Here is a 15,860-nt window from a genome sequence, read left to right on the forward strand (position 1 = left end):
GCGCATACGTGTGGAGACTTCCGGGTAGCGACGATGGTTGCACGTGTGCCTGTGCACGCGAGTGCGCCTACCCGGGTTCAGCCCGGATACGGCGGGAAGGCCGCGACCAGGTCCCGCACCGCCTCCCTCGCCCCGGCGGCCTCGACGTCACCCCTGACCACCCCGGCGAGCAGCCCGGCGATGGTGCCCATCTCCCCCTCGCGCATGCCCTGCGTGGTGACCGCCGCGGTGCCCAGGCGCAGGCCGCGCGCGTCGGCGTGCGGCAGCGCACAGCAGTCCAGGACCATCCCGGCCGCCGCCAGCCGCCCCCGCGCGGTGCGCCCGTCGACGCCGAGCGGCGCCGGGTCGGCGGTCAGCAGATGGGTGTCCGTGCCGCCGGTGGTGACGACCATGCCCTCGGCGGCCAGGCCGGCGGCCAGTTCCCGGGCGTTGGCCACCACCCGATGGGTGTACGCGGCGTACGCCTCGGTCGCCGCCTCCCCGAAGGCGACGGCCTTGGCCGCGATGGTGTGCATCTGCGCGCCGCCCTGCGTGAAGGGGAACACCGCCCGGTCCACCCGCTCGGCCAGCTCGCTCCCGCACAGGATCATGCCGCCGCGCGGGCCCCGCAGCACCTTGTGCGTGGTGGCGCAGACGATGTCCGCGTACGGCACCGGGCTGGGTGCCGCTCCCCCGGCGACCAGCCCGATGGGGTGGGCGGCGTCCGCGATGAGATAGGCGCCGACCTCGTCGGCGACCTCGCGGAAGAAGGCGTGGTCGATGTGGCGCGGGTAGGCGATCGAGCCGCACACGATCGCCTTGGGCCGGTGGGTGCGGGCCAGGGTGCGGACCTGCTCGTGGTCGATGAACCCGGTCTCGGCGTCCACCCCGTAGCCGATGAAGTCGAACCAGCGGCCGGAGAAGTTGGCGGGCGAGCCGTGGGTGAGGTGGCCGCCGTAGGGCAGGCCCAGCGCCAGCACGGTGTCCCCGGGGCGCAGCAGCGCGGCGTACGCGGCCAGTACCGCCGACGATCCGGAGTGCGCCTGCACGTTGGCGTGCTCGGCGCCGAAGAGTGCCTTGGCGCGCTCCACGGCGAGACGCTCGGCGACGTCGACCAGCTCGCAGCCGCCGTGGTGCCGGGCGCCCGGGTAGCCCTCGGCGTACTTGTTGGCCAGCGGTGAGCCGAGCGCGGCCAGCACGGCCGGCGAGGTGAAGTTCTCGGCGGCGATCAGCTGGAGGGTGGTCGACTGCCGCTGGTGTTCGGCGAGCAGGATCTCGGCCAGCTCCGGGTCCTGTCGCCGCAGGACATCGGCATCGGCCTCGACGGCGTGGGTGACCGACATGGTGGGCTCCGGGCGTGCGGCTGCTTCTCGGCGTGGTGACGCACGTCCCAATGTAGGCCCGGAAGGGCAAAACCGCCCCAGTTGTCCCACCGCCGCGACGCCGGTCGCCGCCCCACGGCGTCCCGGCCCGGCCCCACCCGGCGCCTACGCCCGCGCCGCGACCCCCGTCAACGCCGTCACCACCGGGTCCAGCGCCTGATGTATCTCGTCCCCGATCGACCGGAAGAACGTCAGCGGCGCCCCGTACGGGTCGTACACCTCGTCCGCCTCCGCCGTGGGCGCCAGCAGCCAGCCGCGCAGCGCCGCCGCCGCCCGCACCAGCGCCCGCGCACGCGTGACCACGCCGTCCTCCAGCGGCGGCAGCGTCGCCGGGTCGATGGCGTTCACCAGCCGGGTGAACTCCTTCAGCGTGAACGTCCGCAGCCCGGCCGAGTGCCCCATCGAGACGACCTGCGCCCGGTGGTCCCGCGTAGCGGTCAGCACCAGGTCCGCCCGGATCACGTGCTCGTCCAGCAGCTCGCGCCCCACGAATCCGGAGGCGTCCGCACCGAACTCCGCGAGCACCGTCTCCGCGTTGGCCTCCATGGGCGCACCCTCGTGCCCCCAGGTGCCCGCGCTCTCCACGATCAGGGGACCGCCCAGCACCCCGAGCCGCTCGTGCACGAAATGCCGGGTCAGCCGCTCGGTGATGGGCGAGCGGCACACGTTGCCGGTGCTGACGTGGAGGATGCGGAAGCTGTCGCGCGGGAAGCCGAACGTGGTGGTCTCCTCCGCCGCACGTTCCCCGCTGCCTATGCCGCGCCCCGCCTCAGGGGCCGTCAATTCGCCACCTCGAGGTCGGGTACGACCTTCCGCAGCTCCTCCGCCGAGAGCGCACCCGCACGCAGCAGCAGGGGCACCTCCCGGGTGACGTCCACGATGGACGACGGGACGATGCCGGGGGTGGGGCCGCCGTCGAGGTAGACGGAGACGGAGTCGCCGAGCATGGCCTGGGCGGCGTCGCAGTCCTCCGGCGCCGGGTGCCCGGTGAGGTTGGCCGACGACACGGCCATGGGGCCGACGTCGGTGAGCAGCTCGATGGCGACCGGGTGCAGCGGCATCCGCACGGCGACGGTGCCCCGGGTCTCCCCGAGGTCCCACTGGAGCGACGGCTGGTGCTTGGCGACGAGCGTGAGCGCGCCCGGCCAGAAGGCGTCGACCAGTTCCCAGGCCTGCTCGGAGAAGTCGGTGACCAGGCCGTGCAGCGTGTTCGGGGAGCCGATCAGGACGGGGCTGGGCATGTTGCGGCCCCGGCCCTTGGCCTCGAGCAGGTCGCCGACGGCCTCCGCGGAGAACGCGTCGGCGCCGATGCCGTACACGGTGTCCGTGGGCAGCACCACGAGCTCGCCACGGCGCACTGCGGACGCGGCCTCGCGCAGACCGGTCACGCGGTCGGTCGCGTCGTTGGTGTCGTATCGCCGTGCCATATCTAGCGGGCCTCCTCGTACACGTGCTGCGGGGTCGTGGGTGGGTGCGGGTTCGTCACGGCAGCGCCTTGCGGGCGGTCGCGAACCGCGGGCGGTTGTTGAGGTCGGGGTGGTCGGCCGCGTCGGCCCAGCCCCGCTCCTCGGCGAAGATCCACGGCACCTGGCCGCCCTGGGTGTCGGCGTGCTCGACGACGACCAGCCCGCCGGGGCGCAGCAGCCGGTGCGCGGTGCGTTCCAGGCCGCGGATCAGCTCGAGGCCGTCCTCGCCGGAGAACAGGGCCATCTGCGGGTCGTGGTCCCGGGCCTCGGGGGCGACGTACTCCCACTCGGTGAGCGGGATGTACGGCGGGTTGGAGATGACCAGGTCGACCTGTCCGTCGAGGTCCGGGAAGGCGGTCAGGGCGTCGCCCTGGCGCAGTTCGACCCTGGACCCCTCCATGTTCTTGCGGGTCCACCTCAGGGCGTCCTCGGACAGCTCCACGGCGTACACCCGCGAGCGCGGCACCTCCTGGGCGAGGGCGAGCGCGATGGCGCCGGAGCCGGTGCACAGGTCGACGATGCAGGGCTCGACGACATCCATGGCGCGCACGGCGTCTATGGCCCAGCCGACCACCGACTCGGTCTCCGGGCGCGGCACGAAGACGCCGGGGCCGACCTGGAGCTCCAGGTAGCGGAAGTAGGCGCGTCCGGTGATGTGCTGGAGGGGTTCCCGGGCCTCGCGGCGGGCCACGACCTCCCAGTAGCGGGCGTCGAAGTCGGAGTCCTTCACGGAGTGCAGCTCGCCGCGCTTGACGCCGTGCACGAACGCGGCGAGCTCCTCCGCGTCGGTGCGCGGCGAGGGCACGCCGGCGTCGGCCAGCCGCTGGGTGGCCTGGGCCACCTCCGCGAGCAGCACGCTGCGGGGGCTTGGGGGTCGCCCCCCAAAATTCTGCTGCACGCTGGTCCTCCGGAAAGTGGTCGTACGAGAGTTACGCGGCGGCGAGCTTGGCGGCCGAGTCCGCGTCGACACAGGCCTGGATCACCGCGTCGAGGTCGCCGTCCAGGACCTGGTCCAGGTTGTAGGCCTTGAAGCCGATGCGGTGGTCCGAGATGCGGTTCTCCGGGAAGTTGTAGGTGCGGATCTTCTCGGAGCGGTCGACGGTGCGGACCTGGCTGCGGCGGGCGTCGGCGGCCTCCTTCTCCGCCTCCTCCTGTGCCATGGCGAGCAGCCTGGAGCGCAGGATACGCAGTGCCTGCTCCTTGTTCTGCAACTGGCTCTTCTCGTTCTGGCAGGAGGCCACGACACCGGTCGGGATGTGGGTGATGCGCACGGCGGAGTCGGTGGTGTTCACGGACTGGCCGCCCGGGCCGGAGGACCGGTAGACGTCGATGCGCAGGTCGCCCGGGTTGATCTCGACGTCGATCTCCTCGGCCTCGGGCGTGACCAGCACGCCGGCCGCGGAGGTGTGGATCCGGCCCTGGGACTCGGTGGCGGGGACGCGCTGCACGCGGTGCACACCGCCCTCGTACTTCAACCGCGCCCAGACGCCCTGGCCGGGTTCGGTGGCGCCCTGGCCGCCCTTGGTCTTCACGGCGACCTGGACGTCCTTGTAGCCGCCCAGCTCGGACTCGGTGGCGTCGATGATCTCGGTCTTCCAGCCGACCCGCTCGGCGTACCGCAGGTACATGCGCAGCAGGTCGCCGGCGAACAGCGCCGACTCGTCGCCGCCGGCGCCCGCCTTGATCTCGAGGATGACGTCCTTGTCGTCGCTGGGGTCGCGCGGGACGAGCAGCAGCCGCAGCTTCTCGGTCAGCTCCTCGCGGCGCTGCTCGAGGTCCTTGACCTCGGCGGCGAAGTCGGGGTCGTCGGCGGCCAGTTCGCGGGCGGTCCCGATGTCGTCGCCCGTCTGCTTCCAGGAGCGGTACGTGGCGACGATCGGGGTCAGCTCGGCGTAGCGCTTGTTCAGCCTGCGCGCGTTGGCCTGGTCGGCGTGGACCGACGGGTCGGCGAGCTGCTTCTCCAGGTCGGCGTGCTCGGCGACGAGTTCCTCGACGGCCTCGAACATCTTGGGCTCCTGTGTACTGCGGTGAAAGGGGAAGGCGAACGACCAAAAACGCCGGTCCCGGCGCGCCCCGCGGCGGGGGCGCGGCCGTGGACCGGCGATTCGGTGCTCGCTACTTCTTGGAGCCGGCGGCCTTGCCGAAGCGGGCCTCGAAGCGGGCCACACGGCCACCGGTGTCGAGGATCTTCTGCTTGCCCGTGTAGAACGGGTGGCACTCGGAGCAGACCTCGGCCCGGATGGTGCCGGACTCGATGGTGCTGCGGGTGGTGAACGACGCGCCGCAGGTGCAGCTGACCTGCGTCTCGACGTACGCGGGGTGGATGTCGCGCTTCAAGGTGTCTCCTAGGTTTCGGGAGGGCGCCGGGTCGCAGCCGCGGGGTGCGGGAGCGTGAACCGGAGCCGACATACCAGTCTGCCAGGACTGGCGTCCTCTCCCAAAACCGGGGGTTGCCGTCGGATATTCCGTGCGGGTCGCGGCGGGGTCGCCCGGGCCGTTCCCCGCGGCCCTCACGGGGCGGTCACCACGTCCTCGGCCTCGCCGCGCGCCGTCCCCTCGGTGGCGCTCGCGGGGATCGGCCTGTCGTTCTTCAGGGCCGTCCAGACCTGCTGGGCCTTGTCCTCGGCCAGCAGGACCCGGTTGGGGTCCGCCGGGTCGTAGACGACCGGCAGGGTGACCATGTGCATGCTGGCGGGGCTGATGCCCTTCAGGCCGCTCGCGAAGGACATCAGGGAGTTCACCGAGCCCAGGTCGGAGTCCGTGGTCACGGCCTTGGTGGCGGTGTCGGCGACGTCGTAGAGCTTCTTGGGGTTGCCGAGCAGGCCGATGTCCTCGACCTGCTCGGCCAGGGCCTTCACGAAGGCCTGCTGGAGCTGGATGCGGCCCAGGTCGGAGCCGTCGCCGACGCCGTGCCGGGTGCGGACCAGGCCGAGCGCCTGCTCGCCGGTGAGCCGGTGGGTGCCGGCCGCCAGGTCGAGGTGGCTGTCGGGGTCCTCGATGGGCTTCGTGGTGGTGACCTCGACGCCGCCCAGTTCGTCGATGAGCCGCTGGAAGCCCGTGAAGTCGACCTCCAGGTAGTGGTCCATGCGCAGTCCGCTGAGCGACTCGACGGTCTTGACCGCGCACGGGGCGCCACCGGTGGAGTACGCGGAGTTGAACATCACGTTCCGGGCGGCGGGATGCTCCTCGCCCCGGGTGTCGGTGCACTCGGGGCGGTCGATGAGGGTGTCGCGGGGGACGGAGACGACGCTGGCCTTCTTGTGGCCCTTGTGGACGTGCACGATCATCGCCGTGTCGGAGCGGGCGCTGCCGTCGTCGGTGCCGCCGCCCAGCTTCTCGTTGCCGCCGGAGCGGGTGTCGGAGCCGAGGACCAGGATGTTCTCCGAGCCGTCGTCGGACTTGGCCGGGCGGTCGGTGCCGAGCATCTGGTCGATGTCGACGCTCTTGAGGTTGCCGTTGAGCTTGACGTACACGAAGCCGGCTCCGGTGCCGCCGAGGACCACGATGCCCGCCGCCGTCCAGGCCGCCACCAGCAGCCCCTTGCTGCGTCCCGTGCGCGGCTTGCGGCGGCGTCCCTTGCCCCGGCGGCGCGGTCCGGGGGCGGGTGACGCCCCGGGTATACCGGGCTCCGGCGTGCTCTCGGCAGACATGTGCTCCTCGGTTCTCGTTCCGGTCGGTTACCCCCTGGGCTCGGGGTCGGGCTCGGTCGGTCCGGCCGGTTTCGGCCGGTACCTCACCATCGTCCCTCCCTGGCTCAGACGGCGGAAGTCGGGAAAGGGTTGCACAGCACCTTGTGCCCGGTCTGTGGAACTTTGTGTACGGACGGTCATCGGAAGTCCGGGAACGACCACGGTCACCTGCGGTTTCGCCGGGCGGGCGGCCGGCCGCCGCGGCACGGCCGCAGGCGCGCGGATGTGGCGAAGATCGCGAAACAGGGCCGCCCCGTCACCGGTGTGACGGGGCGGCCCTGTGCCGTACGCGAGGACGTCAGTCGCCGTTGCCCGGCGTCGGCGTCGTCTTCTGGATCTGCATGAGGAACTCGACGTTCGACTTGGTCTGCTTCATCTTGTCGAGGAGCAGCTCGATCGCCTGCTGCTGGTCGAGGGCGTGCAGCACCCGGCGCAGCTTCCAGACGATGCCCAGCTCCTCGTTGCCGAGCAGGATCTCCTCCTTGCGGGTGCCGGACGCGTCGACGTCCACCGCCGGGAAGATGCGCTTGTCGGCGAGCTTCCGGTCGAGCTTGAGCTCCATGTTGCCGGTGCCCTTGAACTCCTCGAAGATCACCTCGTCCATGCGGGACCCGGTGTCCACCAGGGCGGTGGCGAGGATGGTCAGCGAGCCGCCGTCCTCGATGTTGCGGGCCGCACCGAAGAAGCGCTTCGGCGGGTACAGGGCGGTGGAGTCGACCCCACCGGAGAGGATGCGGCCGGAGGCCGGGGCGGCGAGGTTGTACGCACGGCCCAGACGCGTGATCGAGTCGAGCAGCACGACGACGTCGTGACCCAGCTCCACGAGGCGCTTGGCGCGCTCGATGGCCAGCTCGGCGACCGTGGTGTGGTCCTCGGCCGGGCGGTCGAAGGTCGAGGAGATGACCTCGCCCTTGACCGACCGCTGCATGTCGGTGACCTCTTCCGGACGCTCGTCGACGAGGACGACCATCAGGTGGCACTCGGGGTTGTTGTGGGTGATCGCGTTGGCGACCGCCTGCATGATCATGGTCTTGCCGGTCTTCGGCGGGGCCACGATCAGACCGCGCTGTCCCTTACCGATCGGCGACACCAGGTCGATGATGCGGGTGGTGAGGACGCCGGGGTCCGTCTCCAGGCGGAGGCGGTCCTGCGGGTACAGCGGGGTCAGCTTGTTGAACTCCGGGCGGCCGCGGCCGTGTTCGGGCGCCATGCCGTTGACGGAGTCCAGGCGCACCAGCGCGTTGAACTTCTCGCGGCGCTCACCCTCCTTCGGCTGGCGGACCGCGCCGGTGATGTGGTCGCCCTTGCGCAGGCCGTTCTTGCGGACCTGGGCGAGGGAGACGTACACGTCGTTCGGGCCCGGCAGGTAGCCGGAGGTGCGGATGAACGCGTAGTTGTCGAGGATGTCGAGGATGCCCGCGACGGGGATCAGGACGTCGTCCTCGGCGATCTGCGGCTCCTGCACGTCGTCGCGGCCACGACGGCCACGGCGGTCGCGGTAGCGCCCGCGGCGGCCCCGGCGGCCGCCGCCGTCGTCGTCGTAACCGTCGTCCTGACGGCCGCCGCCGCCCTGCTGGCGCTGCTGGCCGCCCTGGTTCTGCTGCTGGTCGTCGCCCTTGTTGCGGCGGTCGCGGTCCCGGTCCCGGCCGCGGCGGTCGCGCCGGCGGCCCTCGCCGCCGTCACCGGAGTCGGAGCGGGCGTCGCCCTGGTTCTGCTGGCCCTGGTTCTGCTGGGCCTGGTTCTGCTGCTGGCCCTGCTGCTGCGCGGGCGTCTCGGCCTTCGGCTCGCTCTTGGCCTCGGCGGCGACCGTCTCGGGCGCGCCGGCCTCGGCGGTCGCACGGCGACGGCGGCGCTCCGCGGGGCCGTCGTTGCTGGCAGGCTGGCCGGGGATCTCGATCTGCTGCTGGGCACCCGCCTCCTCGGCGGGGGCCTCGGCGGTCTTGTCGGCCTTCTTCTCGGCCTTCGCGGCCTTGTCGCCCTTGGGGGCCTTCTCCGCCTTGTCGGCGGGGGCCTCGTCGCCCGTGCGGGCGCGGGAGGTGGCGCGGCGCTTCGGCTTGGTCTCGGCGGCGCCGTCCGCGGCCGGGGCGGGGGCGCCCCCGGCGGCCTGCGCCTCCTTGATGACCTCGATCAGCTGGCTCTTGCGCATCCGCGCGGTGCCCCTGATGCCGAGGCCGGATGCGACCTGCTGCAGCTCGGCCAGCACCATGCCCTCGAGGCCGGTACCGCGGCGCCGCCGGGAGCCGGCACCAGTGGCAGGCGCGGAGGCGTCCGTGGCGGGCGCTGCAGCGGTCTCCTCGACACGTGCGCCCATCAGATCGGTGGTGTCGCTCACGAAGGGTCCTTCCCTGGAGCGGACGTCGGCCTGTCTGGCTCGGCGACCGGTTGTGCTGTCCGGCTTCGGTCCTTGCTGTGTGAACCGTGCCGGGGCGGTGGTCCGCCTGATCGGCGGAAGAGATATCTGGTGATGGTGCTTCCCCTGGCCGTGGCACCCAGTGTCTGTGTCACGCGGGGTGGTCGCACCGGTTCCGGAGCTCCCCCAGAGGGGGTACCCCCACGGGCGAACCGCTCGGTGCCGGTGTAGGCCGTACCGCTTGCGTACGGCGTTCACCGCACAAGGCGGTTTTGGGGGGCTCCCGGAAGAATGTCTGTCCCGGACGGGGACACGAGGCACCTCGCCATGGTGGGGTCGGGTGCAGACTTGAGGTTAACACTACCGGATCCAACAAACATTCCCCCTCTCGAAATCCGGCAACCGTGTCAGGTCGCCAGCGGCAGCACGCTCGCGCCCTGCAGATCCAGGCTCAGCCGGTTCGCCGCCCAGTCCTCGCCGGCCAGCGCCTCGACCTTGTCGGCGGTGCCCGCGTCGGCGAGCGCCATGACCGTGGGCCCCGCGCCGGAGATCACCGCCGGGATGCCGTCGGCGCGCAGCCGCTCCACCAGCGCCGCGCTCTCCGGCATGGCGGGCGCGCGGTACTCCTGGTGGAGCCGGTCCTCGGTGGCCGGCAGCAGCAGCTCGGGGCGCCGGGTGAGGGCCTCGACGAGCAGGGCGGCACGGCCCGCGTTGACGGCGGCGTCGACGTGCGGCACGGTGCGCGGCAGCAGGCCGCGGGCCGTCTCCGTCAGTACCGGTTTTCCGGGGACGAAAACCACCGGAACGATGGAATCGGCGGGCTCCATCCTGATCGCGCGGGCGGCGCCGCCCTCCATCCAGGACAGGGTGAAGCCGCCCAGCAGGCAGGCCGCGACGTTGTCGGGGTGGCCCTCGATCTCGGTGGCGAGGTCGAGCAGCGCGGCGTCGTCGAGGCGGGCCTCGCCGCCTATGGTCACCGCGCGGGCGGCGACGATGCCGGCGCAGATGGCGGCGGAGGACGAGCCGAGGCCGCGGCCGTGCGGGATGCGGTTGGCGCAGACGATCTCCAGGCCGCGCGGCTGGCCGCCGAGGGCGTCGAAGGCGGTGCGCAGGGAGCGTACGAGCAGATGCTTCTCGTCACGGGGCAGCGTCTCGCTGCCCTCCCCCGCGATGTCGATGTGCAGCCCGGAGTCGGCCACCCGGACGACCACGTCGTCGTAGAGACCCAGCGCGAGGCCGAGGGCGTCGAAGCCCGGGCCGAGGTTGGCGCTGGTGGCGGGGACGCGCACCCGGACGGCGGCGGCGCGGAACGCTGGACCGGCCATCGCTCGTTGACTCTCCTTGAGCTGCGTGATGGTCGAATGAATTCGAGACGTACGAAAACGACGGGGCCGCCGCTGCCTGCCGAACGGGCGACCGCTCCCGTGCCGCTGTCCGGTCACGGGGACGGCGCGGCACCGCGGCATATGCGCGGGCGGGTTCGGTACAGCCTATCGAAGGAAGGTTCTGTGGCGACATAGGGCGCACAGCAGGCGCACGATGCGTGTCGCAAGCCCCCTGTGCACCCCCGTAAGGAACCTTCCCCAGGTAAGCGTCCCCTTACGCCTTCTTACGCGGGCGGGGACGCACGGGGCGGGCGCCCCGGCCGGGGTCCCGCGGCGCCGGGCGGGCCGACGGCGCCGGGCGAGGCCCGACCGCACCGGGTGAGGCCCGACCGCGCCGGGTGAGGCCCGACGGCGCCGGGTGGTGCTGCGCCGGGCCCGGGGCCAATCGCCCACCGGCCGGAAAGCACCGCCCGCCGGACCCGGAGAGCACCGTCCGCCGGGCCCGGCACGGGACCCGGACTAGGCCAGGCCGAGCCGCTCGGCGGCTGCCGCCGCGTCGACCGGGACGGTGACCGGCTGCGGGGCGCCGGCGACGGCCCAGTCGGGGTCCTTCAGACCGTTGCCGGTGACGGTGCACACGATCTTCTGACCGGGGTCGACCTTGCCCAGCTCCGCCGCCTTCAGCAGACCGGCGACGGAGGCGGCGGAGGCGGGCTCCACGAAGACGCCCTCCTGCGAGGCCAACAGCCGGTAGGCGCGCAGGATCTCACGGTCCGTCACCTCGTCGATGAGGCCGCCGGACTCGTCCCGCGCCGCCAGGGCATAGGACCAGGAGGCCGGGTTGCCGATGCGGATGGCGGTGGCGATGGTGGACGGGTCCTTGACGACCTCGCCGCGCACGATCGGAGCGCTGCCGGAGGCCTGGAACCCCCACATGCGGGGCCGCCTGGTCGCGACACCGTCGGCGGCGTACTCCTGGTACCCCTTCCAGTACGCGGTGATGTTGCCCGCGTTGCCCACCGGCAGGACGTGGATGTCGGGCGCGTCGCCGAGCATGTCCACGATCTCGAAGGCGGCGGTCTTCTGCCCCTCGATGCGCACCGGATTGACGGAATTGACCAGCGCCACCGGGTAGTTGTCGCTCAGCCCGCGCGCGAGCGTCAGGCAGTCGTCGAAGTTGCCGTCGACCTGGAGGATCTTCGCGCCGTGCACGAGGGCCTGGCCCATCTTGCCGAGCGCGATCTTGCCCTGCGGCACCAGCACGGCGGAGACCATCCCGGCGCGCACGGCGTACGCCGCGGCGGAGGCGGAGGTGTTGCCGGTGGAGGCGCAGATGACGGCCTGCGCGCCCTCCTCCTTGGCCCGCGTGATGGCCATCGTCATGCCGCGGTCCTTGAAGGACCCGGTCGGGTTCGCGCCCTCGACCTTCAGGTGGACCTCGCAGCCCGTGCGCTCGGAGAGCACCTGCGCGGGCACGAGCGGCGTGCCGCCCTCGCGGAGCGTCACGACCTGCGTGCTGTCGGAGACCGGGAGCCTGTCCCGGTACTCCTCGATGATTCCGCGCCACTGGTGGGTCATTGCTGGTTACTCTCCTTCAACCCGCATGATGCTGGCGACACCCCGCACGGTGTCGAGCTTGCGCAGCGCCTCGACGGTGCCGCCGAGGGCGGCGTCGGACGCTCGGTGGGTGACGACGACGAGGGAGGCCTCGCCGTCCTTGCCCGACTGCCGGACGGTGTCGATGGAGACGCCGTGCTCGGCGAAGACGGTCGCGACCTGGGCGAGCACGCCCGGTTTGTCGGCGACGTCGAGGCTGATGTGGTACCGCGTGACGACGTCGCCCATCGGCGAGACGGGCAGCGCGGCGTACGCGGACTCACCGGGACCGCGGGCACCGCTGAGCCGGTTGCGGCACACCGCGACGAGGTCGCCGAGGACCGCGGAGGCGGTCGGCGAACCGCCGGCGCCGGGGCCGTAGAACATCAGCTGCCCGGCCGCGTCCGCCTCCACGAACACGGCGTTGTAGGCGCCGCGGACGCTGGCCAGGGGGTGGCTGAGCGGGATCATCGCGGGGTGCACCCGCGCGGTGACCGACGCCCCGTCCGCCGCCCGCTCGCAGATGGCGAGCAGCTTGATGGTGCAGCCCATCTCCTTGGCGGAGGCGAAGTCGGCTGCGGTCACCTCGGTCATGCCCTCGCGGTGGACGTCGTCGAGGCGCACGCGCGTGTGGAAGGCGATCCCGGCGAGGATGGCGGCCTTGGCGGCGGCGTCGAAGCCCTCGACGTCGGCGGTGGGGTCGGCCTCGGCGTATCCCAGGGCGGTGGCCTCGTCGAGGGCCTCCTGGTAGCCGGCGCCGGTCGAGTCCATCTTGTCGAGGATGAAGTTGGTGGTGCCGTTGACGATGCCGAGCACCCGGTCGACCTTGTCGCCGGCGAGGGACTCGCGCAGCGGGCGGATCAGCGGGATGGCGCCGGCGACGGCGGCCTCGTAGTAGAGGTCCTTGTCGTGCTCCTCGGCGGCGGCGTACAGGACGGCGCCGTCCTGGGCGAGCAGTGCCTTGTTGGCGGAGACGACGGACGCGCCGTGCGCGAAGGCGGTGGTGATCAGCGTCCGGGCGGGCTCGATGCCGCCGATGACCTCGACGACGACGTCCAGGTCGCCGCGTTTGACCAGGGCGGTGGCGTCGGTGGTGACGAGGGCCGGGTCGATGCCCTCGCGCACCTTGTCGGGCCTGCGCACGGCGACCCCCGCCAGTTCCACGGGGGCGCCGATGCGGGCGGCGAGGTCGTCGGCGTGCGTCGTCATGATGCGCGCCACCTCTGAGCCGACCACTCCACAGCCCAGCAGCGCCACCTTCAGCGGACGCGTACGCATCATCCGACCTCGTTTCCTCTTACCGTCTACGGTTGGACCAGTCTCACTCACCGGACGGGATTTTCTGCGTTTGGTCCGGATTATGAGACGTTCATTTCATTTTGGCGCGGGTTCCGTACAGGAGATCTTCCGGCATCCGCCGTGCCGCCGTGCCCGCCGGCTCAGCCGACGTCGAGCCGCAGCAGATCCTCCTCGGTCTCCCGCCGGACCACGACCCGCGCCTCGCCGTCGCGCACGGCGACGACGGGCGGGCGCAGCACGTGGTTGTAGTTGCTGGCCATGGACCGGCAGTACGCCCCGGTGGCGGGTACGGCGATGAGGTCACCGGGCGCCAGGTCGGCGGGCAGGAACGCGTCCTTGACCACGATGTCCCCGCTCTCGCAGTGCTTGCCGACCACACGGGTGAGCATCGGCTCGGCGTCGGAGCTGCGGGAGACCAGGGCGACGCTGTACTCGGCGTCGTACAGCGCGGTGCGGATGTTGTCCGACATGCCGCCGTCGACGGAGACGTAGGTGCGCAGCCCGTCGAGGGGCTTGACGGTGCCCACCTCGTACAGCGTGAAGGCGGTCGGCCCGACGATGGCCCGTCCCGGCTCGACGGAGATGCGCGGCGTCCGCAGCCGGGCGGCCTCGCACTCCCGGGTGACGATCTCGGTCAGCGCCTTGGCGATCTCGTGCGGCTCGCGCGGGTCGTCGTCACTGGTGTACGCGATGCCGAGCCCGCCCCCGAGGTCGATCTCGGGCAGCTCGACGCCGTGCTCGTCCCGGATGTCCTTGAGCAGCCCGACCACGCGGTGCGCGGCGACCTCGAACCCGGACATGTCGAAGATCTGCGACCCGATGTGCGAGTGGATCCCGATCAGCTCCAGCCCGTCGAGCTGCAACGCCCGCCGCACGGCCTCCGCCGCATGCCCGCCGGCCAGCGGGATCCCGAACTTCTGGTCCTCGTGCGCGGTGGCGATGAACTCGTGCGTGTGAGCTTCGACACCCACGGTGACACGGATCTGCACCCGCTGCCGCCTGCCCAGCTCCCGGGCGATGTGGGCGACGCGCACGATCTCCTGGAAGGAGTCGAGCACGATCCGCCCGACGCCGGCGCGGACGGCGCGTTCGATCTCCTCGACGGACTTGTTGTTGCCGTGGAAGGCGATGCGGTCGGCGGGCATCCCGGCGGACAGGGCGGTGGCCAGCTCACCCCCCGAGCACACGTCGAGGTTCAGCCCCTCCTCGTGCAGCCACCGCACCACGGCCCTGGAGAGGAACGCCTTGCCGGCGTAGAAGACGTCGGCATCGCTGCCGAAGGCGGTGCGCCAGGCCCGCGCCCGGGCCCGGAAGTCGGTCTCGTCCAGGACGTAGGCCGGGGTGCCGTACTCCTCGGCGAGCGTGGTGACGGGGATACCGCCGACGGTGACGACACCGTCGGCGTCCCGGGTGACCGTCTGGGCCCACACCTTGGGGTCGAGGGCGTTGAGGTCGGCGGGCGGGGCGGAGTAGTGGCCCTCGGGGAGGACGTCGGCGTGGCGGGGCCCGGCGGGGTGTGCGGAACGGCTCATTTCTCCGGAGGCTCTCTTCAGAGGTGGTCGGGTGCGTCGATGCCGAGCAGGGACAGGCCGCCGGCCAGCACCGACCCGGCGGCGTCGGCGAGCGCGAGCCGGGCACGGTGGGCGGCCGAGGGTTTCTCCGCACCGCGGGGCAGCACGGTCGGCAGGAAGGGCAGCACGGCATCGGCGACGGTGACGAGGTGCCGGGCGAGCCGGTCGGGGGCGTGCAGGCCTGCGGCGGCTGCGAGGACGCGGGGGTGGTCGCCGAGGAGCGCGAGCAGCGCCTCGGCGCCCGCGGCACCGGCGACGGGGCCGGGCTCGGGCCCGAACCCGAGGTCGGCGGCGTTGCGCCGCAGGGCCCGGGTCCGGGCGTGGGCGTAGCGGACGCGGAAGAGGGGGTTGCCCTCCCGCTGGACGAGATGCTCCCCACCGACCCGCGGGCGGTCATGCCCCGCGGCCTGCAACAACGCCCACCGCCCGGCGTCCCGACCGAGGCGGAGGAGGTCGTCGGTGGCGGTGGTGGGGACGGGAGCGGGGCGGATCGCGACGGGGGCGGGAGGGGGCGGCGCAGCGGGGACGTCGAGGGCGTCTTCGGCGTCGAGGGCGGGGTCGGCATGGCCGGCGTCGACACGGATGCCGAGGACGGTGACCCACTGCTCCGGGGGTGGAGCGGCGCAGCTGGTGCGCACGGGGGTGCCCTGGGAACGCAGGAGACGGGCGACGGCGTCCATGACGACGAGGGCGCGGATCTCACGGGGGGCGTGCAGCCGCGCGGCGGCGGGGACGTCGCGTCCGACGCCGGCGCCGGTGTTGTCGCTGACGTCGGGATTGTCGCTGACATCGGCGAACCCGTACCGGCTGCCGCGCCGCAGCACCTCACCGACGAGGGCGGCGGGGGCGCTGTCGTCGAGGTGGATGTTGAGGAACCCCGGCCCGGTGACGACGACGTCGGCGATCCCGCCGGTGCCGACGAGGTGGGGGCGCAGGATGTCGGCAACGTCGCGGGGCGCCCGGCCGGCGGGGCGGGCGAGCTGAAGGGCGACGTTGGTGGCGTAGTCGCCGCAGCCACCGGGGCCGGGGACGCCGACCACGACGCGCTCCGGCACGCTCACGCTGAGCTGCCCCGCGTCGACGGCACGCCGCACGGCGTGCAGCACGGTGCGCGAGAGCTCGACGGGGGTCACGGGACAAGCGTATGGGAGGAGGGGGGTGGGTAGGCGAACGAGTTGACCGACGGTCCGCGATGTGGACGCC

At 72.4% G+C, this 15,860-nt stretch carries 13 protein-coding genes; all 13 read right to left on the bottom strand.

All coding sequences use genetic code 11. From position 1 onward, the window contains the following. Positions 1 to 77 precede the first annotated feature (77 nt). The gene (locus ACZ45Q_RS00355) at positions 78 to 1,322 is read right to left on the bottom strand and encodes a serine hydroxymethyltransferase (RefSeq protein WP_468253551.1); all 1,245 of its coding nucleotides are present in this window, start codon (positions 1,320 to 1,322) and stop codon (positions 78 to 80) included. Positions 1,323 to 1,466: 144 nt separating this feature from the next. After that, positions 1,467 to 2,144, bottom strand: a complete 678-nt coding sequence (locus tag ACZ45Q_RS00360; protein WP_468253552.1) for an arsenate reductase/protein-tyrosine-phosphatase family protein — start codon at positions 2,142 to 2,144, stop codon at positions 1,467 to 1,469. Then, positions 2,141 to 2,788, bottom strand: a complete 648-nt coding sequence (locus tag ACZ45Q_RS00365) for an L-threonylcarbamoyladenylate synthase (RefSeq protein WP_468253553.1) — start codon at positions 2,786 to 2,788, stop codon at positions 2,141 to 2,143. The genes ACZ45Q_RS00360 and ACZ45Q_RS00365 overlap by 4 nt, the downstream gene beginning before the upstream one ends. 55 nt (positions 2,789 to 2,843) lie before the next feature. Further along, positions 2,844 to 3,683, bottom strand: a complete 840-nt coding sequence (gene prmC, locus ACZ45Q_RS00370; protein WP_468253554.1) for a peptide chain release factor N(5)-glutamine methyltransferase — start codon at positions 3,681 to 3,683, stop codon at positions 2,844 to 2,846. Between the two features lie 73 nt (positions 3,684 to 3,756). Further along, positions 3,757 to 4,833, bottom strand: a complete 1,077-nt coding sequence (gene prfA, locus ACZ45Q_RS00375) for a peptide chain release factor 1 (protein WP_468253555.1) — start codon at positions 4,831 to 4,833, stop codon at positions 3,757 to 3,759. Positions 4,834 to 4,942: 109 nt separating this feature from the next. Further along, positions 4,943 to 5,164: a 50S ribosomal protein L31 gene (gene rpmE / locus ACZ45Q_RS00380; RefSeq protein ID WP_030740744.1), complete on the bottom strand. Its 222-nt coding sequence runs from the start codon at positions 5,162 to 5,164 to the stop codon at positions 4,943 to 4,945. 173 nt (positions 5,165 to 5,337) lie between these two features. Continuing rightward, positions 5,338 to 6,477, bottom strand: a complete 1,140-nt coding sequence (locus ACZ45Q_RS00385; protein ID WP_468253556.1) for an LCP family protein — start codon at positions 6,475 to 6,477, stop codon at positions 5,338 to 5,340. A 337-nt stretch (positions 6,478 to 6,814) separates the two neighbouring features. Next, positions 6,815 to 8,848: a transcription termination factor Rho gene (gene rho / locus ACZ45Q_RS00390; protein WP_468253557.1), complete on the bottom strand. Its 2,034-nt coding sequence runs from the start codon at positions 8,846 to 8,848 to the stop codon at positions 6,815 to 6,817. A gap of 425 nt (positions 8,849 to 9,273) precedes the next feature. Then, a complete protein-coding gene (thrB, locus tag ACZ45Q_RS00395; protein ID WP_468253558.1) occupies positions 9,274 to 10,191 on the bottom strand; it encodes a homoserine kinase in 918 nt (305 codons plus the stop codon). Between the two features lie 519 nt (positions 10,192 to 10,710). Then, positions 10,711 to 11,769 carry a threonine synthase gene (gene thrC / locus ACZ45Q_RS00400; protein WP_468253559.1) on the bottom strand — a complete coding sequence of 353 codons (1,059 nt, stop codon included), beginning with the start codon at positions 11,767 to 11,769 and terminating at the stop codon, positions 10,711 to 10,713. Between the two features lie 6 nt (positions 11,770 to 11,775). Continuing rightward, positions 11,776 to 13,065, bottom strand: a complete 1,290-nt coding sequence (locus tag ACZ45Q_RS00405) for a homoserine dehydrogenase (RefSeq protein ID WP_468254256.1) — start codon at positions 13,063 to 13,065, stop codon at positions 11,776 to 11,778. 161 nt (positions 13,066 to 13,226) lie between these two features. After that, positions 13,227 to 14,618: a diaminopimelate decarboxylase gene (gene lysA, locus ACZ45Q_RS00410; RefSeq protein ID WP_468253560.1), complete on the bottom strand. Its 1,392-nt coding sequence runs from the start codon at positions 14,616 to 14,618 to the stop codon at positions 13,227 to 13,229. Between the two features lie 17 nt (positions 14,619 to 14,635). Then, positions 14,636 to 15,790: an ArgS-related anticodon-binding protein NrtL gene (gene nrtL / locus ACZ45Q_RS00415; protein WP_468253561.1), complete on the bottom strand. Its 1,155-nt coding sequence runs from the start codon at positions 15,788 to 15,790 to the stop codon at positions 14,636 to 14,638. Positions 15,791 to 15,860: the final 70 nt, after the last annotated feature.

The organism is Streptomyces sp. NPDC031049 (assembly GCF_055571015.1).